The organism is Micromonospora sp. GCM10011541 (assembly GCF_042650725.1).
GTDB classification, from domain to species: domain Bacteria; phylum Actinomycetota; class Actinomycetes; order Mycobacteriales; family Micromonosporaceae; genus Micromonospora; species Micromonospora sicca.
In genome coordinates this window covers 243556-258012 of sequence record NZ_JBHSBP010000099.1, presented here as the reverse complement: position 1 = coordinate 258012, position 14457 = coordinate 243556, and the positions used below count along the sequence as shown (strand labels likewise).

The 14457-nt window shown below is 66.5% G+C and carries 13 protein-coding genes; 8 read left to right on the top strand and 5 right to left on the bottom strand.

Annotated features, from left to right (window positions below; all coding sequences use genetic code 11):
* The first annotated feature begins 9 nt into the window (after positions 1-9).
* From ACFOYX_RS33410 to ACFOYX_RS33395, 4 genes are read left to right on the top strand one after another with little or no spacing between them, the layout of a single operon-like run.
* Positions 10-1269 (top strand): restriction endonuclease subunit S, encoded by a 1260-nt coding sequence (locus tag ACFOYX_RS33410; protein ID WP_322438828.1) that lies wholly within the window; start codon positions 10-12, stop codon positions 1267-1269.
* Positions 1266-4325 carry a type I restriction endonuclease gene (locus ACFOYX_RS33405; protein WP_322438761.1) on the top strand — a complete coding sequence of 1020 codons (3060 nt, stop codon included), beginning with the start codon at positions 1266-1268 and terminating at the stop codon, positions 4323-4325. The genes ACFOYX_RS33410 and ACFOYX_RS33405 overlap by 4 nt, the downstream gene beginning before the upstream one ends.
* Before the next feature lie 59 nt (positions 4326-4384).
* Positions 4385-5275 (top strand): hypothetical protein, encoded by an 891-nt coding sequence (locus ACFOYX_RS33400; RefSeq protein ID WP_322438760.1) that lies wholly within the window; start codon positions 4385-4387, stop codon positions 5273-5275.
* A 46-nt stretch (positions 5276-5321) separates the two neighbouring features.
* Positions 5322-6905 (top strand): protein kinase, encoded by a 1584-nt coding sequence (locus ACFOYX_RS33395; RefSeq protein ID WP_322438759.1) that lies wholly within the window; start codon positions 5322-5324, stop codon positions 6903-6905.
* A gap of 31 nt (positions 6906-6936) precedes the next feature.
* Here the strand turns inward: ACFOYX_RS33395 and ACFOYX_RS33390 are convergent, their stop codons facing one another.
* The 4 genes from ACFOYX_RS33390 to ACFOYX_RS33375 form a co-directional block, all read right to left on the bottom strand.
* Positions 6937-7128 carry a hypothetical protein gene (locus tag ACFOYX_RS33390; protein ID WP_322438758.1) on the bottom strand — a complete coding sequence of 64 codons (192 nt, stop codon included), beginning with the start codon at positions 7126-7128 and terminating at the stop codon, positions 6937-6939.
* 132 nt (positions 7129-7260) lie between these two features.
* Entirely contained in the window at positions 7261-9174 is a 1914-nt protein-coding gene (locus ACFOYX_RS33385) for a hypothetical protein (RefSeq protein WP_322438757.1), read from the bottom strand.
* 573 nt (positions 9175-9747) lie between these two features.
* Entirely contained in the window at positions 9748-9963 is a 216-nt protein-coding gene (locus ACFOYX_RS33380; protein ID WP_322438756.1) for a DUF397 domain-containing protein, read from the bottom strand.
* Positions 9956-10843 (bottom strand): helix-turn-helix transcriptional regulator, encoded by an 888-nt coding sequence (locus tag ACFOYX_RS33375; RefSeq protein ID WP_322438755.1) that lies wholly within the window; start codon positions 10841-10843, stop codon positions 9956-9958. Before ACFOYX_RS33375 ends, ACFOYX_RS33380 begins: the two co-directional genes overlap by 8 nt.
* 323 nt (positions 10844-11166) lie before the next feature.
* Here ACFOYX_RS33375 and ACFOYX_RS33370 point away from each other — a divergent pair, with 323 nt between their 5' ends.
* The 3 genes from ACFOYX_RS33370 (at position 11167) to ACFOYX_RS33360 (ending at position 12110) form a co-directional block, all read left to right on the top strand.
* Positions 11167-11466, top strand: coding sequence for a DivIVA domain-containing protein (locus tag ACFOYX_RS33370; RefSeq protein ID WP_322438754.1), 300 nt, complete (start codon positions 11167-11169; stop codon positions 11464-11466).
* Entirely contained in the window at positions 11463-11714 is a 252-nt protein-coding gene (locus ACFOYX_RS33365) for a hypothetical protein (RefSeq protein WP_322438753.1), read from the top strand. The genes ACFOYX_RS33370 and ACFOYX_RS33365 overlap by 4 nt, the downstream gene beginning before the upstream one ends.
* A 96-nt stretch (positions 11715-11810) precedes the next feature.
* A complete protein-coding gene (locus tag ACFOYX_RS33360) occupies positions 11811-12110 on the top strand; it encodes a DUF1330 domain-containing protein (RefSeq protein WP_322438752.1) in 300 nt (99 codons plus the stop codon).
* A gap of 267 nt (positions 12111-12377) precedes the next feature.
* Here ACFOYX_RS33360 and ACFOYX_RS33355 read toward each other — a convergent pair whose 3' ends face one another.
* Entirely contained in the window at positions 12378-12905 is a 528-nt protein-coding gene (locus ACFOYX_RS33355) for a helix-turn-helix domain-containing protein (RefSeq protein WP_322438751.1), read from the bottom strand.
* Between the two features lie 84 nt (positions 12906-12989).
* On the opposite strand from ACFOYX_RS33355, the gene ACFOYX_RS33350 reads away from it, so the two are divergent.
* Positions 12990-14423, top strand: coding sequence for an MFS transporter (locus tag ACFOYX_RS33350; RefSeq protein WP_322438750.1), 1434 nt, complete (start codon positions 12990-12992; stop codon positions 14421-14423).
* Positions 14424-14457: the final 34 nt, after the last annotated feature.

Sequence of the window (14457 nt, the reverse complement as noted above, 5' to 3'; positions counted from 1 at the left end):
TGGGCGACAGTGCCGATCAGGTATGTGGCGAAGCTGGGCACAGGGCACACGCCGAGCCGTCAGAAGCCGGAGTACTGGACCGACTGTGACGTTCCCTGGGTAACGCTAGCTGACGTGTGGCAACTTCGGGATGGAACCCTCCACCACGTCCATGACACAAAGGAAAAGATCAGTAAGCTTGGTCTAGCCAACTCCTCGGCCGTCAGGCATTCGGCAGGGACTGTGATCCTGTCGAGGACGGCCTCGGTTGGGTTCTCGGCAATCATGGGCAAAGACATGGCGACGAGTCAGGATTTTGCTACCTGGACTTGTAATCGCGAATTGGATCCGAAGTTCCTGCTCTACGTCCTGCGGGCGATGGCTCCAGATCTCAGACGAGTCGCTGCGGGATCAACGCATAAGACTGTCTATATGCCAGACATCGAGGAACTCCGCACGCCGTTGCCGTTGCTTGACGAGCAGCGGCGCATCGCCGCCTTCCTCGACGCCGAAACGGCAAGGATTTGGGGGCTTATCGGGGCCCGTCAGCAGCAGTTAAAGCTGCTCGAAGAACGTGAACTGTCGCGGGTATTCAATTCCATTGCCGGGACGGAAGAACCAGGAGCAAGGAAGAGCAGCGGGCTCAGATGGCTAGGCGACGTACCGGTTGATTGGCCAGTGCTTGCCGTTTCAACCCAGTACGAGGTCCTGTTGGGCAAGATGCTTAACCAGGAACGGGCGCGCGGCGAATATCTTCGGCCATATCTGCGCAATTTTAATGTGCAGTGGGACCGGATCGACGCAGAAGATCTCCTGTACATGAACTTTCCTCCGAATGAGCGGTCGCGGTACGAGGTCCGTCCTGGGGACTTGCTGATCTGCGAGGGTGGACAGCCCGGGCGCAGCGCCATCTGGGACGGAACCGTTAGCGAGATTTACTACCAGAAGGCGCTTCACCGGGCGCGGTCCCGTGGCCGAAGCTCTGTCCGTTGGCTCTTCTATTGCCTGCGGGCTGCAACGGCATTGGACGTTTTTTCGGTCGAGGGAAACAGCACGACCATCGGGCACCTCACGGGGGAGCAGCTAAGGGCGCATCGCTTCCCCTTCCCAGAGAGAAGAACCCAAGATCGGCTAGTGTCGCAATTGGAGGAGGCGGCAGAGCAGGCGAAACGGACAGGTGAGCTGCTCGCGAGTCAGGTCGAGCTACTAGCCGAACGTAGGCAGGCCTTGATCACCGCGGCCGTTACCGGCCAGATCGACGTGACGGCGGCCCGGGGGGTGGACGTATGAGCCGCGTGCATCAGGAGCAGTCGTTTGAGAAAGCGATCCAGGCCGGGCTGCTTGCCTCGGGGTGGCTGCGCGGCGTGGCGAGCAACTACGACCGCCAGCTGGGCCTCGACACCGCCGAGCTGTTCGCTTTTATCGGCGCTACTCAACCAGACGAGTGGGCGAAGCTGTTGGCCTACCACGGGAACAACCCTGACGAGGCGCAGCGGCACTTCGCTCAGTACCTCGCAAAGCAGATCGACGAGCGCGGCCCCCTCGACGTCCTCCGTCGAGGCGTCAAGGACAAGGGCGTCTTGATTCGGCTGGCCTACTTCAAGCCTGCCCACGCCATCACCGACGACGCGCTCAAGCTCTACCGCGCCAACCGCCTCACCGTCACCCGCCAGCTCGCCTACTCGACGAGCAACAACAACACCCTCGACCTGGTGCTCTTCGTCAACGGCATCCCCCTCGCCACCGCCGAGCTGAAGAACCCGCTGACCGGCCAGACCGTCGAGGACGCCAAGAAGCAGTACCGGGAGACCCGCGACCCGAAGGAACTGCTCTTCGCGAGGCGTACCCTCGTGCACTTCGCCGTGGATCCCGACCTGGTCTTCGTCACGACGAAGCTGGCCCGCGACAAGACCCGGTTCCTGCCCTTCAACACCGGCTCCGACGGGCCGGGCGTCTCCGGTGGGGCCGGCAACCCTCCCGCTGGCGAAAAAGGCTACCGCAGCTCCTACCTGTGGGAGCAGATCTGGCACCCGGACACCTGGATGGACCTGGTCCGGCGGTTCCTGCACACCGACAAGGACTCCGGCAGCCTGATCTTCCCGCGTTACCACCAGTGGCACGCGGTCACCAACCTGGCCGATCATGCCGCCCGCAACGGCGCCGGCCACAACTACCTGGTGATGCACTCGGCTGGGTCGGGCAAGTCGAACACGATCGCCTGGCTGGCGCACCGGCTCTCCAGCCTGCACACCGCGCCCACGCTTGACGACGACGCCCGGGCCAAGGGCCTGCGCCCCAACGAGCCGGTCTTCGACAAGGTCATCATCATCACCGACCGGGTGGTGCTGGACCGGCAGCTCCAGGACACGGTCTTCCAGTTCGAGCACGTGCCCGGTGTGGTGCAGCGGATCGACAAGGACTCCGCGCAGCTCGCCGCCGCCCTCCAAGGTGAGACGGCCAAGGTCGTTATCACCACCATGCAGAAGTTCCCCTACATCCTCGACAAGGTGAAGGGGCTGCGCGGTAAGCGGTTCGCGGTGATCGTCGACGAGGCGCACTCGTCGCAGTCCGGCGATTCGGCCGCCGCGCTGAAGAAGGTGCTGCTGAAGCTCGGCAGCGACGACGTGGACGAGTCGGGTGACCTCCTCACCGCGTCAGCGCTGGCCCGCGGCCGGCACGAGACTCTGTCGTACTTCGCGTTCACCGCCACGCCGAAGCCGAAGACCCTGGAACTTTTTGGCACGCCGCACCCGGTCACCGGCAACCCGCAGCCGTTCCACACGTACTCGATGCGGCAGGCCATCGACGAGGGCTTCATCCTCGACGTGTTGCGCAACTACGTGACCTACAAGTCGTACTGGAAGCTGGCCAACGCCAACCCCAACGACCCGGAGGTCGACCCGAAGAAGGCCGGCGCCCAGCTCGCCCGCTTCGCCAGCCTGCACCCGACCATGCAGGCGCAGAAGGCCGAGATCATCGTCGAGCACTTCCGCAAGCACACCGCGCCGCGTCTCGGCGGCCGAGCCAAGGCCCTGGTGGTCACCGGCTCCCGCGAGGCCGCCGTCCGCCTGCACACCGCCGTCAAGAAGTACGTCGAGATGCACGGCTACGTCGGCTGCGACTCCCTGGTCGCCTTCTCTGGCGACCTGGAGGTCGACGGCGTCGAGTACACCGAGGCGCGGGTCAACGGGTTCAGCGAGGGTGAGCTGCCCGAGCGGTTCGCCTACACCGCCGCCGACGACAAGTACGCCGGCACGCCGAAGGCCAAGCAGGACACCGAATACAAGATCCTGGTCGTGGCCGAGAAGTACCAGACCGGCTTCGACCAGCCGCTGCTCACCACGATGTACGTCGACAAGCTGCTCAAGAACGTCGCGGCCGTGCAGACCCTGTCCAGGCTCAATCGCACCCACCCCCTCAAGGCCCAGGGCGACGTCTTCGTCCTCGACTTCGTCAACGAGGCCGGCGACATCGCCGAGCAGTTCAAGCCGTACTTCGAAACCGCCGCCACCACCCCCACCGACCCCAACCTGCTCTACACCGCCCAGAACGCGGTGACCGGCTACCCCGTGTTGGTCGACTCGGAGATGCAGGCGTACGCCGAGGCCCTGCTCGCCGCCGAGCAAAAGGCGACGAGCGACACCGCCCTCCAGCGGGCGCACGCCGCCCTCTACCGCTTCACCGAGCCGGCCGTCCAGCGCTTCAACGCCCTGGCCGCCGACGACCCGGAGGCCGCGGACGGCTTCCGGTCCGCGCTGCGCGACTACACCCGGATGTACGCGTTCCTCAGCCAGGTCGTGCCCTACCACGACGAGGACCTGGAACGGCTCTACCTGTACGGGCGGGCGCTGCTCAACCGACTGCCCCGCCGGCAGGACCCGTCCGTCGACATCGGTGAGGTGGCGCTCACCCACCTGCGGGTCAGCAAGACCGGCGAGCACGACGCGTCGCTCTCCCCCGAGGGCGAGCAGATGCTGCTCGGCTTCGTCGGCGGGGGAGCGGGCAAGCAGCACGACCTGGACAAGGTTGCGTTGTCAGAGCTGATCGACGTGTTCAACGACAAGTTCGGCATCGGGCTGGGCGAGGCCGACAAGGTCTGGGTCGAGCAGCAGATCGTCGCCTTGGCCGAGGACGGCACCCTGGAGGCCGCCGCCATGGTCAACGACGAGAGCAACTTCGGCGTGGTCTGCGACAAGCGGATCGAGGACGTGATCCTGTCCCGGCACGACGACAACGGCAAGCTGATGCAGCGCTACCTCGACGACGAGAGCCTGCGCTCCCAGCTCAACCAGTTCGCGCGTCGGCAGGCGTACCAGATGATCCGCCGCCGCAAGGGCATCGCCTGAGCGACCAGCCACTAGTAAACCCGTAGGCCGCACCCGATCACGAAAGGCGATCCATCCCCTTGGACTCGTCAGAGCAGTCGTTCCACCTGTGGATCGCGAGTGACGCACAGACCACCGCGGTCGCGCTCACCCCGGTGGAGGTGACCGGTCGCACTCGCGTGCACGGGTGGGGCAGTGTCACCGACATCAGCCCGGAAGCTCCGATGACATCGGATGCGGCGAGTGGCCGAGCCGCCAAGCAGATCATGCTCATCGCGGTGGTCGCCGCTGGCCTCTGCATGGTGGGCGGTGCACCTTACGCCGCGATCATCGTGAGCGGTGCCCTCGTGCTCGGAGTCGCGGCCATCGTCGGCTCGTTCATGGCCGAGCGGCCGGGCAGAGTGAGGACGCCGGACCTCAGGAGCTTCCCCGAGATCCACCGCATGCTGACCACGCCGCAGGAACAGCGGTCCTTTCGGGCGCTGGTCGGCTTGGCGGAGCGGGTAGGCCGGACGCTGCCCGCGCTGGATGAACTCGTGGATCCGAGTGCGGCAGGCGAGCTGCTGGCGCAAGCCCTGTGGGACGGCGCGAAGAGCCTGGCCCGCAAGCAGGAGATCCGGGCGGTGCGCGACGAGCTGCGGCACCACGAGGACCATGTCTCCGGCGAGTCCAGCCGATCGCAACGCGACTTCCTGCACCAGCAGCAGCAGGCCGATGCACTGTGGAAGGAGGTCAACACTGACCTTGCCAAACTTGTCGCCCACCTGACAGCAGCGGTTGAGTCAGGGGAGGCGTTCATCAGGGATCGCGAGCTGGACGACACCCTGCAACGTACCGAGAAGGCGCTCGCCGAGCTCTCTGTCGACCTCATGTCCGGTCCGTCATCAGCGAGTGAGCAGCTCGCTGACGAGACGACCGCGGTGCTCGACGCCTATCGGGGACTGAACGACTTGTACGGTGGCAAGTACTAGCAGCATCGATATCTGCAACTGATTGCGACGCAGGGGTGGGGGCTTGATGCGGGCGCAGGAACGCGTCGCCGATCGGTACGAGCTGACGTACCCGCTCGGCCACGGCGGCATGGGGGAGGTGTGGGCCGGCTTCGACGAGAAGCTCGACCGGCCCGTCGCGATCAAGTTCCTCCGCAAGCTGACCATCCCCGAGAGCGAGCGGGAGAACGCGGTCGAACGCTTCATGCGCGAGGCCCGGGTTACCGCTCGACTCGACCACCCGGGCGTGCCGAGTGTTCATGATGTCGGCTACCACGGTGACGACATCTACATCGTCATGCAGCTCGTACCGGGCATCGTCCTCGCCGACCTGATCGCCGAGCGCGGCTGGCTCGCCGTGCCGTGGGCCGCCGCGATCGGCGCGCAGATCTGCTCGGTCCTGGCCGTCGCGCACGCCGCCTCCCTCGTACACCGGGACCTCAAGCCGCAGAACCTTATGGTCACCCCGACCGGATCGGTCAAGGTCCTCGACTTCGGTGTGGCCGCACTACTCGGCCCCGACGTGCCCAGGCTCACCGCCACCAGCCACACCCTCGGCACCCCCACCTACATGGCCCCTGAGCAGGCGCTGAATAGCGCCGTTGGACCGCGGGCCGACCTCTACGCGCTCGGCTGTGTTCTATTCGAGGTGCTGACCGGCAACCCGCCGTACCGCGCGGACAGCGCGCTCGGCCTGCTGCACCGACACATGAACGACTCCATCCCGTCGGTCAGTAAACACCGGGCCGGCGTGCCCGACGGCTTGGCACAGCTTGTCGGCCGGCTGCTCGCCAAGGACCCACAGGGCCGTCCCAGTTCAGCCGCCGAGGTGTACGAGATCCTGGCCCCGTTCGGCGCGGTCGAGCATGATCTTTCGGGCGATCTCGCGATGACCGTTGCCGACGGTCAGGCGATCGACCCGACGATGCCGTACCGGTACCCCTTCGGCCCGTTGCCGCCCCAGGCGCTGCTCGCACCGACGCGGGTGGACATCGTTCGACCACGTACCGCGCCGGAGGTCGTCGAGCCGCCGTCGCTCGAAGAGTTGACCGAGGTCGAGGAGCGCGCCTGGGAACTCGCCGAAGAGGGGCGCTTCACCCAGGCCGCCGAGCTGCTCGAAACAGCACTCCGGCCGGTGTTGAAGGGACATGGCGCCAAGCAGCCGAGGATCCTAGAGCTGCGGCTGAACCTGGCCAACCTGCACGTCCTCGCCGGCGCTTATCGGCAGGCTCTGCCGGAGTTCACGCGGCTCGCCGCCGACCTGGCGGAGCGCCCGGTGCCTGATCAGGAGCTGATTTGGCACTGTCGGCATCAGGCCGCCGTGTGCCAGGCGGAGATGGGCGAGGCGACGGCGGCGCTGCGGGAGCTGCAGTCGTTGCTCGCTGACGAGCAGCGGGTCGTACCACCCGACTCTCCGGCGCTGTTTGCCCTCCGCCAACAGATTGCGATGATCGCAGCTGGTCTCGGCGACCTGGCCGCCGCGCGGCCGATGTTGCTGGCGCTGTCAGCCGATGTGGGACGACAGTACGGTGTGGACGCCCCTGCTGCGGCGGAGGTTCAAGCGCTTCTGACGCATCTGCAACGGCTGGACTCGCCTTCCGAGGCCCGATAGCTTCACTTGCAGGCCATTCGGCAGCAAAGGATCATTCATTCTTGTCCGAGGGTGGCGGAATCGCGACCTTCGCCAGGCCCTGTACGGCCAGTGGGTAGAACCTGTCGAAGAGATCAAAGACCTCGTTGGCCTGCTCCAGCGTGAGGTCGTTCTCGCGTGTACCGGCTGGCCAGTCGTGTGACGACACGTGATATTCCGAGTCAGTTGACATCGTCTTCACCACCCCTCCAATCCAACTCAGTTGTGGAAGTTCTACGAGGTAGGACGCAGGAAAGCAACCACAAGGATCACTCGGAGAAGAAACTTCACCTTATCTAGCTGTCAGGTGGCGCCGAGTGTAGCATCGAGTGTAGCGTCAGTCCACGATCTCCTTCGGACCGCCGAAGGTGTTCGGTCGGCTCGAAAGGTGCATGAACTCCCAGCTCCTCGCAAGGTATATATACCCAATCGAGGTTGCGTTGAGTATTGCAACAAGCGTCAGGCCGCTCCAAGCCAGGGACTTTATGCCCAAGATGCGCATGTCGAAAAAGTTGTCCCACCGAAAGTACAGCAAGTTTGCTTTGTAAACCATGAAGAGCCCGCTTGCCGCGATGGAGCAGAGGGCCGTGGTAACCAGGGAGATTCGGGCTGCAAGGGTTCCTTCGAGAAGCCGCCGCGGCTGCCCGTCGAACCCGAGCCACGCGGCCGCGACTGCGGGGAATACAAGGAGAAAAGCAGGAACGTCGGTTCCTGGGTCGGCCTTCCGGGAAGCCACGAACCCGATTAGCCAGATCAGTAGCGCGGCGGCGCATCCGGTTATGACTGCGCGAAAAACCGAGCCCGGTGGTACCTCGTAGAACCTAAAACGCACCTCGGGTACGCGATTCCCCCTTGGCAGTTCCTCGATGGGCTCAGGAAAGAAACGGGTGTAGAAATGGGCGTACCGCTGACCAGCACGTCGCCGGAATCGGTAATAGGGCGGGGGCGTGGTCGCCTCGGTCGATGACTCACCTCGGGCAACCGCTTGTTGAACCTGCCCATTCCTTGCCCTCTTCTTCCTGATTCCCTTCACGCGATTCCAGTGCGCGGTGAGGTATTCGAGCAGATCTGTCGACTCCTGGACTCCGACGAAGACCCCATCTTGTGCGTCGATGACCAGGTGGTAGCTCTGTGTGGTCCATGCACTGTCCAGCGATATGGCAAAGTCGACCGGTCGAGACCCAAAAACGAGTCGTGCCCTGGCTTTCATCCAGTTGAGAATCCCCTTGGACAGCGGTGCCAGCTCAAGAGCTGGCGTCATCATGCGCTCATAGGAAACGACAAAACGTCCGTCGGGCGGGCAAGGAACTGCCGCGACGACCGCGTAGTGGGATGTGAGCTTCTTAACGAGTTGGGCTGCAAGAGTGAGTGCGGCTTCATTGACAACTTCAGGTCCCACATCCGCGTCGGCGACTATGCTCAGTTCATGGCTACCCGAATCGTCGTCGTCCTTGTCGATGATCTCAGCTCGTCTCATCACTGCCCGAAGCGCAAGCTGCTCGGCCTTGAAAGCCTCACCGTGGGTCTCCGCAGAAATGTCGCGCCCGTATGCGATATCGAGCATTGTGCGCAACACCTGAGCGACGAGCTGGAGATACTGCCGGTACGAGAGGATTGGCAAAGCGCTGCCGTCTGCGGCCAAGACGCGCAGGTTGTCCACCATCTCGCCCTTCAGTGGAACCAGCACCGGAAAAAGGATCACAGACTGACCGTTGGAATCGGGTATTGCCGATGCTGTCGGAACGCCATGCTCTGCACCGTGCGGAGGCGGAAACTCTACTGAAGGTTCCGACCGTTGCGCCGGAACTGTCAACCGACGTTCTGCGGCCGAAACTTCATCAGGGTGAAGGATCTTGCGAACTACTCGTGGCGACAGTTGGGCGTCAATCGTGACCCGCTGCATCAGCGTTCTCTGACCGGGTTCGTAACGCTCGGTGATCCTCTGGCGGACGCTGGCCGGAAAGATGATTGCCGAGGTGAATATACGGGCGCGGGCGGAGTCCGCCTCGTTCAATCGCGTGAGGGCGTTGCTGTGCCCCGCGCTGCGTTGCAGGATGTTGACCTGATAGTCCGGCAGGCGCCAGACCTTGGTGGGCCGGTGAGACTTTGTTTGGGGGAGGTAGTAGCGACGCCTGGTATGCCAGACAAGCAGCAGCACGAGCAGGACGCCGGCGAGCGCTCGCGCTGTCCACCTTAAGCTCGCGTCCCCAGTTGGCGTGCCCGCAATGATGAAGATGAACAGGGCTGCCATGAAGATACAGATGACGAAGGTGGAGCCTTGGGATGGCAGTGTGGCGGCTCGGGAGATGTCCGGGTGGACCTCGTCAACTTCAGGGTCCGCTCCGTGATCCTCGTTTGCCCTAGCTGATGAGCGCTCGATGCTCGAAACCACATCCACCCCCTAGCCGGCCCCGACCAACGCCAAAAAGCGTTCATGTTTAGCTCTTGTTCACGACACTGGCAGTGACGGTGGTCACACTGAAGGTTTCTGTCGTCGACACGACAGGCCTGGTATTCCCTGACGTGCTTCCGGTGACCGGTGACCGGTGATCGGTGAGCTGGAGCCAGATTCGTGATGCCGCAAGGCGGCTTACATGTTTTATGTCCGGAAAGTGCGGGGTTCCTGGACGTTGATCTTGCCATAGTGCGTTTGCATTCCCGCGTCGTTGGCACCGCGCCAGGTGTCTGCTGCCTGTCGCGAGAATTGGGCCCGGCAGTTGGGCACCCGGCCGACGCCAACACGACGAGTCAGGAAGGGTGGGTGGCCTGCGGCGGGTCGAGGCTCTGCGACTCCGACGGACGTCTTGTGCCAGCGCTTGCCCGTTCAGCTATGAGCAGCCAGGTGGTTAGGGCGGGTTCTGATGGCGGCCACGAATGCTGTCCAGACGGGTGGCGTGAAGGTGAGGGTTGGGCCGCCCGGATCTTTCGAGTCACGGACGGCGACCACGTAGGGGAGGTTGTCGGCGACCTCGACGCACGCGCCACCGTTGTCTCCGCTGCGAGTGCTCTTGCGCCAACGAGCGCCGGTCAGGTCAGTCATGCCGTATCTCCCCGGTGATTCTCTTGATCATGTCCTTCGATTCTGCCTCACTCAAGGCGAGGGCATCCAGGCCGTTCCAGACCCGCTGGTACGCGGCAAGCTCGTCGGCCTTGTCGAGGTAGAGCGCTCCGGTCAGCGACTCGCTGTAGACGATTGGCGGTTCGGGCGCGGCTCGGCCGCCCTTGGTTGCGGGGAAGTCGAGAATCATGAAGGTGCCAGCGACCGCGCCGGGCTGAGGACCTGCCGCGAGTGGCAGCACCCTGACCGACACGTTCGGCAGGTCGGTCAGCTTCGCGAGGTGGTCGAGTTGCGCGGTCATGGCGGCCGCGCTGCCAACGGTGCGGCGGAGCACCGCCTCGGACAGCACCGACTCCAGCCGTGGCGCCGCCGGGAGCCGTCTGGTGAGCAGCGCCTGACGCTGTAGCCGCACCTGGACGGCGCGCTCACGCTCCTCGTCACTTAGGGTCCGCCCGAGACGGTAGAGCGCCTGGGCGTAGTCCTTGGTTTGAAGGATGCCGGGGATGAGCGACTCGTCGTAGCCGCGAAGGCGGGATGCGGCGGATTCCAGGCCGACGTACAGCTCGAACCAGTTCGGCACCGCGTCCCCGTACGCGTGCCACCAGCCCTTCGACTTCGTCTCCGCGGCCAGCCCCCGCATCGCCTCGGTCATCTCGGCCGACACGTTGTACAGCTCGCACATCGCCTTGACGTCGAGCACCCGCACCGCGCCCAGGCCGCACTCGATGCGCCAGATCTTCTGCCGGCTGTATTCGAGCGCCTCGGCGGCGGCGTCGAGGGTCACGCCGGCCTCGGTGCGGAACTGGCGCAGCAGCCGGCCGAGCTGCCGGCGCGGCACGGTCGAGCCGATGTCCTCTGCCATCCGAGCACTCCCTGATTCCGTCCTGCAACACTGCGTGACGCCGCTCTGCAAGTCGTACAGGTTTCAGTAAAAGAAGTCAATACTTCTGGCAAGAATTCTGCCGTGGAACGTTGCGCTTCCACTTCGCACTGTCACATGCTGACTACAAGGACGCGGCTCGGTGCGGCGCCGACGGTAGCTACCAGGACCGACAAAACGATCCATGAGCAGCCCTGGTGCCGTACTGCTGATCGAAGCTGCGGCGGCAGGGCGGGGTGGGTCCGCCCGTGCGGGGAGGGCGGGTGGCCCACCCCTTCCAATCACGACGAGAGGCAGGCCAGCGTATGAGCGTCCGCAACCAGCGACCGACGTGGGGGAGCGGGGCAACCTACCGCTCCGGCGCGTACACCAGTCTGCTGCCGTGGCAGGTGCGCGAGCGCCGCTTCAAGCTGGCCGGGCTCGGACGCCGCGGCCTGGCGCCCGACGACGTGTACGCCTTCCTCGACCGGGTCGCCGGCGACATGGCCGCCGTCTACGCGGCCCTGGCCGCGAGCCGCCGGGAGACCGCCGTCATCAAGGACGCGCTGCGCCGCTGGCAGTCCGACCAGGCCCGCGCCCGCGACGCCCGGGGAAACGAGCGGTGACCCAGCGGTACGTCATCCACCTGCCGGTGGTCGCGAAGGACCTGCCCGGCGCGCAGCGCCTGGCCCGGGTGGTCGGCCGCTGGCTGCTCGTCCTGCCGCAGACCGACCCGGGGGAGACCACCGTCTCCGCCGAGGACGACCAGAACGTACGCCATCGGGTCTTCTGCGACCTGCTGATGCCCGGCGGCCGACGCTGCCTACTCCGCGCCGACCACGACGGCCCCTGCTCCCGCCGCCTGCGCCGGTGAGCTGGATACGGGCGTGCCAGTTCCCGCGTCACCTGCCGTCGGGTCCCCGCGCTCGTACGGACAACCGGCGAGGCTACCGTTGAGTAACATGAGCGGGTGACCGTGTACGCGCTTGCGCAGATCTCCATTCATGACCGGACGCGTTACGACCGGTACGTCGCCGCCTTAATGCCGGTCCTCCTCAAGTACCAGGGACGCCTGCTGTCCGCGGACGAGGCCCCGCAGGTTGTCGAGGGCACGTGGCCCTACGACAAGGTGATTCTCCTGGCCTTCGACAGCCGCGAGAGCTTCGAGCGGTGGGCCAACTCCCCGGAATGCCAGGAGATCTCCCGCGACCGGGTGGCCGCGACAGACGGGGTCGTCCTGGTAGCCGATGGCGTCCCGGGCCGTCGGTGATCGATGGGGGAGGACCTCCATTGAGGAAGTGCCGCAGCGCGGTGACCACGTTGGCCACGCCCAGGAACGACAGCACGGCCACGGTGAACGCCACCATCGCCGGTAAGGACGTGCTGCGCGGCTGATGCCCGGCGGTCGGCGGTGCCTGCTCCGCGCCGACCACGACGGTGAGTGCTCCCGCCGGCTGCGACGCGGACCCCGCCTTGTGACGGCGGCCCATCGACCGAACGCGCCCCGGCGACGCGTCTCGGCCGCCCGTGGCCGGGCTCAGAACAGCGGTTGGAGGAGCCGGTGCGGGCGCTGGCGCAGCGCGACGCTGACCGGGTCCTGGCGCGGCTGGGCCGGGATGCCCGGCCCGGTGTGGGCCTCGACGTCACCGGGTGGCACGTCGGCGTGGCCGCAGGCCGGGCAGCGGCTGGCCGGGTCGAGTTCGGTGCCGCACGCGGCGTGCCGGAAGGTCCGCAGCGACTCGCCGGTGGCGAAGTGCCGCTCGCCCCAGCGCATCAGAGGGTAGATCACGGACCAGAGCTCGGTGCCCCGGTCGGTGAGCAGGTATTCGTCGCGGGGCGGGGAGTCCTGATAGCGGTGGCGCTGGAGGATGCCCGCCTCGACGAGGGTGGCGAGCCGGTCGGCGAGGACGGCCCGGGGGATGTCCAGGTGGGCGAGGAAGTCGCCGTAGCGGCGTACGCCGTAGAAGGCGTCGCGGACGACGAGCAGCGTCCACCGCTCGCCGACCAGTTCCAGCGCCCTGGCCAGGGAGCAGTGCTGCCCCTCGTACTTCTTCCCCAGTGCCACGCCGTGATGCTACACCCGGTCGGTTCAATCAACGAACTGTCTCTGCTAGTGTCGGTTCGTTCACCGAACCGAGAGGCCTTCCGCATGTCGACACCCGCCGGCGTCACCGCACCGTCCGCCGCCCCGGTCCCGGACGCGACCCGTTCCGGCTCCCGGGCCCTCTTCGCGGTCTGCGCCGCGACCCTGCTCGTCCTCATGAACTACACCGCACCGGTGGCCGTACTGCCGCAGACCGCGCGGAGCCTCGGGGCCGGCATCACCACCCAGACCTGGCTGATCAACGCGATCACCCTCGGGCTCGCGGCCACCCTGCTGGTGGCGGGCAGCCTCGGCGACGATTTCGGACGGCGCCGGATATTCCGGGCAGGCCTCGCGCTGCTCGCCGCCAGTACCCTCGGCGGCGCCGTCGCCCCCAACGCCGGCACCTTCGTCGCCGCCCGGGTGCTGCAGGGCGTGGCCAGCGCCGCGATCCTCGCTGCCGGGCTCGGCCTGCTCGGACACGCCTTCCACACCAACCATGGACGGTCCCACGCCACCGCCCGCTGGGCGTCGATGCTCGGCGCCGGCATCGCCCTCGGACCGCTGACCTCGGCCGTCCTGACCAGCCTCGGCAGTTGGCGCTGGTCCCACCTGATGCTCGGGGCCCTCGCCGCGGTGCTGGCGGCGCTCACCGGCCGGCTGCTCGCCGAGTCCCGCGCCGACCGGACGGCCCGCATCGACGTATCCGGGGTACTGACCCTCGCCGCGGGCCTGTCGCTGCTGCTCGTCGCCATCACCGCCGGACGCACCGGCTGGCTGCGGCCCGCGGTGCTGATCCCCCTGGCGCTCGGGGCGCTGCTGCTCGCCGCCTTCGTGGCGATCGAGGCCCGCGGCCGGGCGCCGATGCTCGACCTCGCCCTGTTCCGCCGGCCGGACTTCCGGATCGCCACCATCGGCGCGTTCTTCACCGGGCTCGCCGCGATCGGCCCGAGCACCGTCCTGCCCACTCTGGTGCAGCGGTTGGTCGGCATCAGCGCGCTGGGCACCGCCGGCCTGGCCTTCCTCTGGGCGGGGGCCTCGTTCGTGGTCAGCAACCAGATGCGCCACCACGGCACGCGCTTCGCGCCCACCCGGCAACTCGTCCTCGGCTTCGCCCTGACCGCCGCCGGCTACCTGGCCATGATCGGCTACGCCGATGCGCACTCCTGGGTCCGCACCATCCCCGGCCTGCTCATCTCCGGGGCGGGCAGCGGCCTGCTCAACGCGGCACTCGCCCGGCTCGCCATCACCAGCGTCCCCCTGGACCGGGTCGCGATGGGCTCCGGCGCCAACAACACCGCCCGCTACGTCGGGTCCGCCCTCGGCGTCGCCGCCAGCATCACCGTGGCCTCCAGCCTGCTGCCGGCCGGCCAGACCAGCGGCTTCAGCGCCCACGGCGCCGACGCGGTCCTGCTGCTCGGCGCCGGCGCGGCCGTGCTCGGCGGCGCGGCGGCCCTGATCCGCCGCCGGGTCACCGCACCGGCCCCGGCCGCGGGCTGACCCGGCGACCGGCCGCGGGCCGAGCCACCGGTCC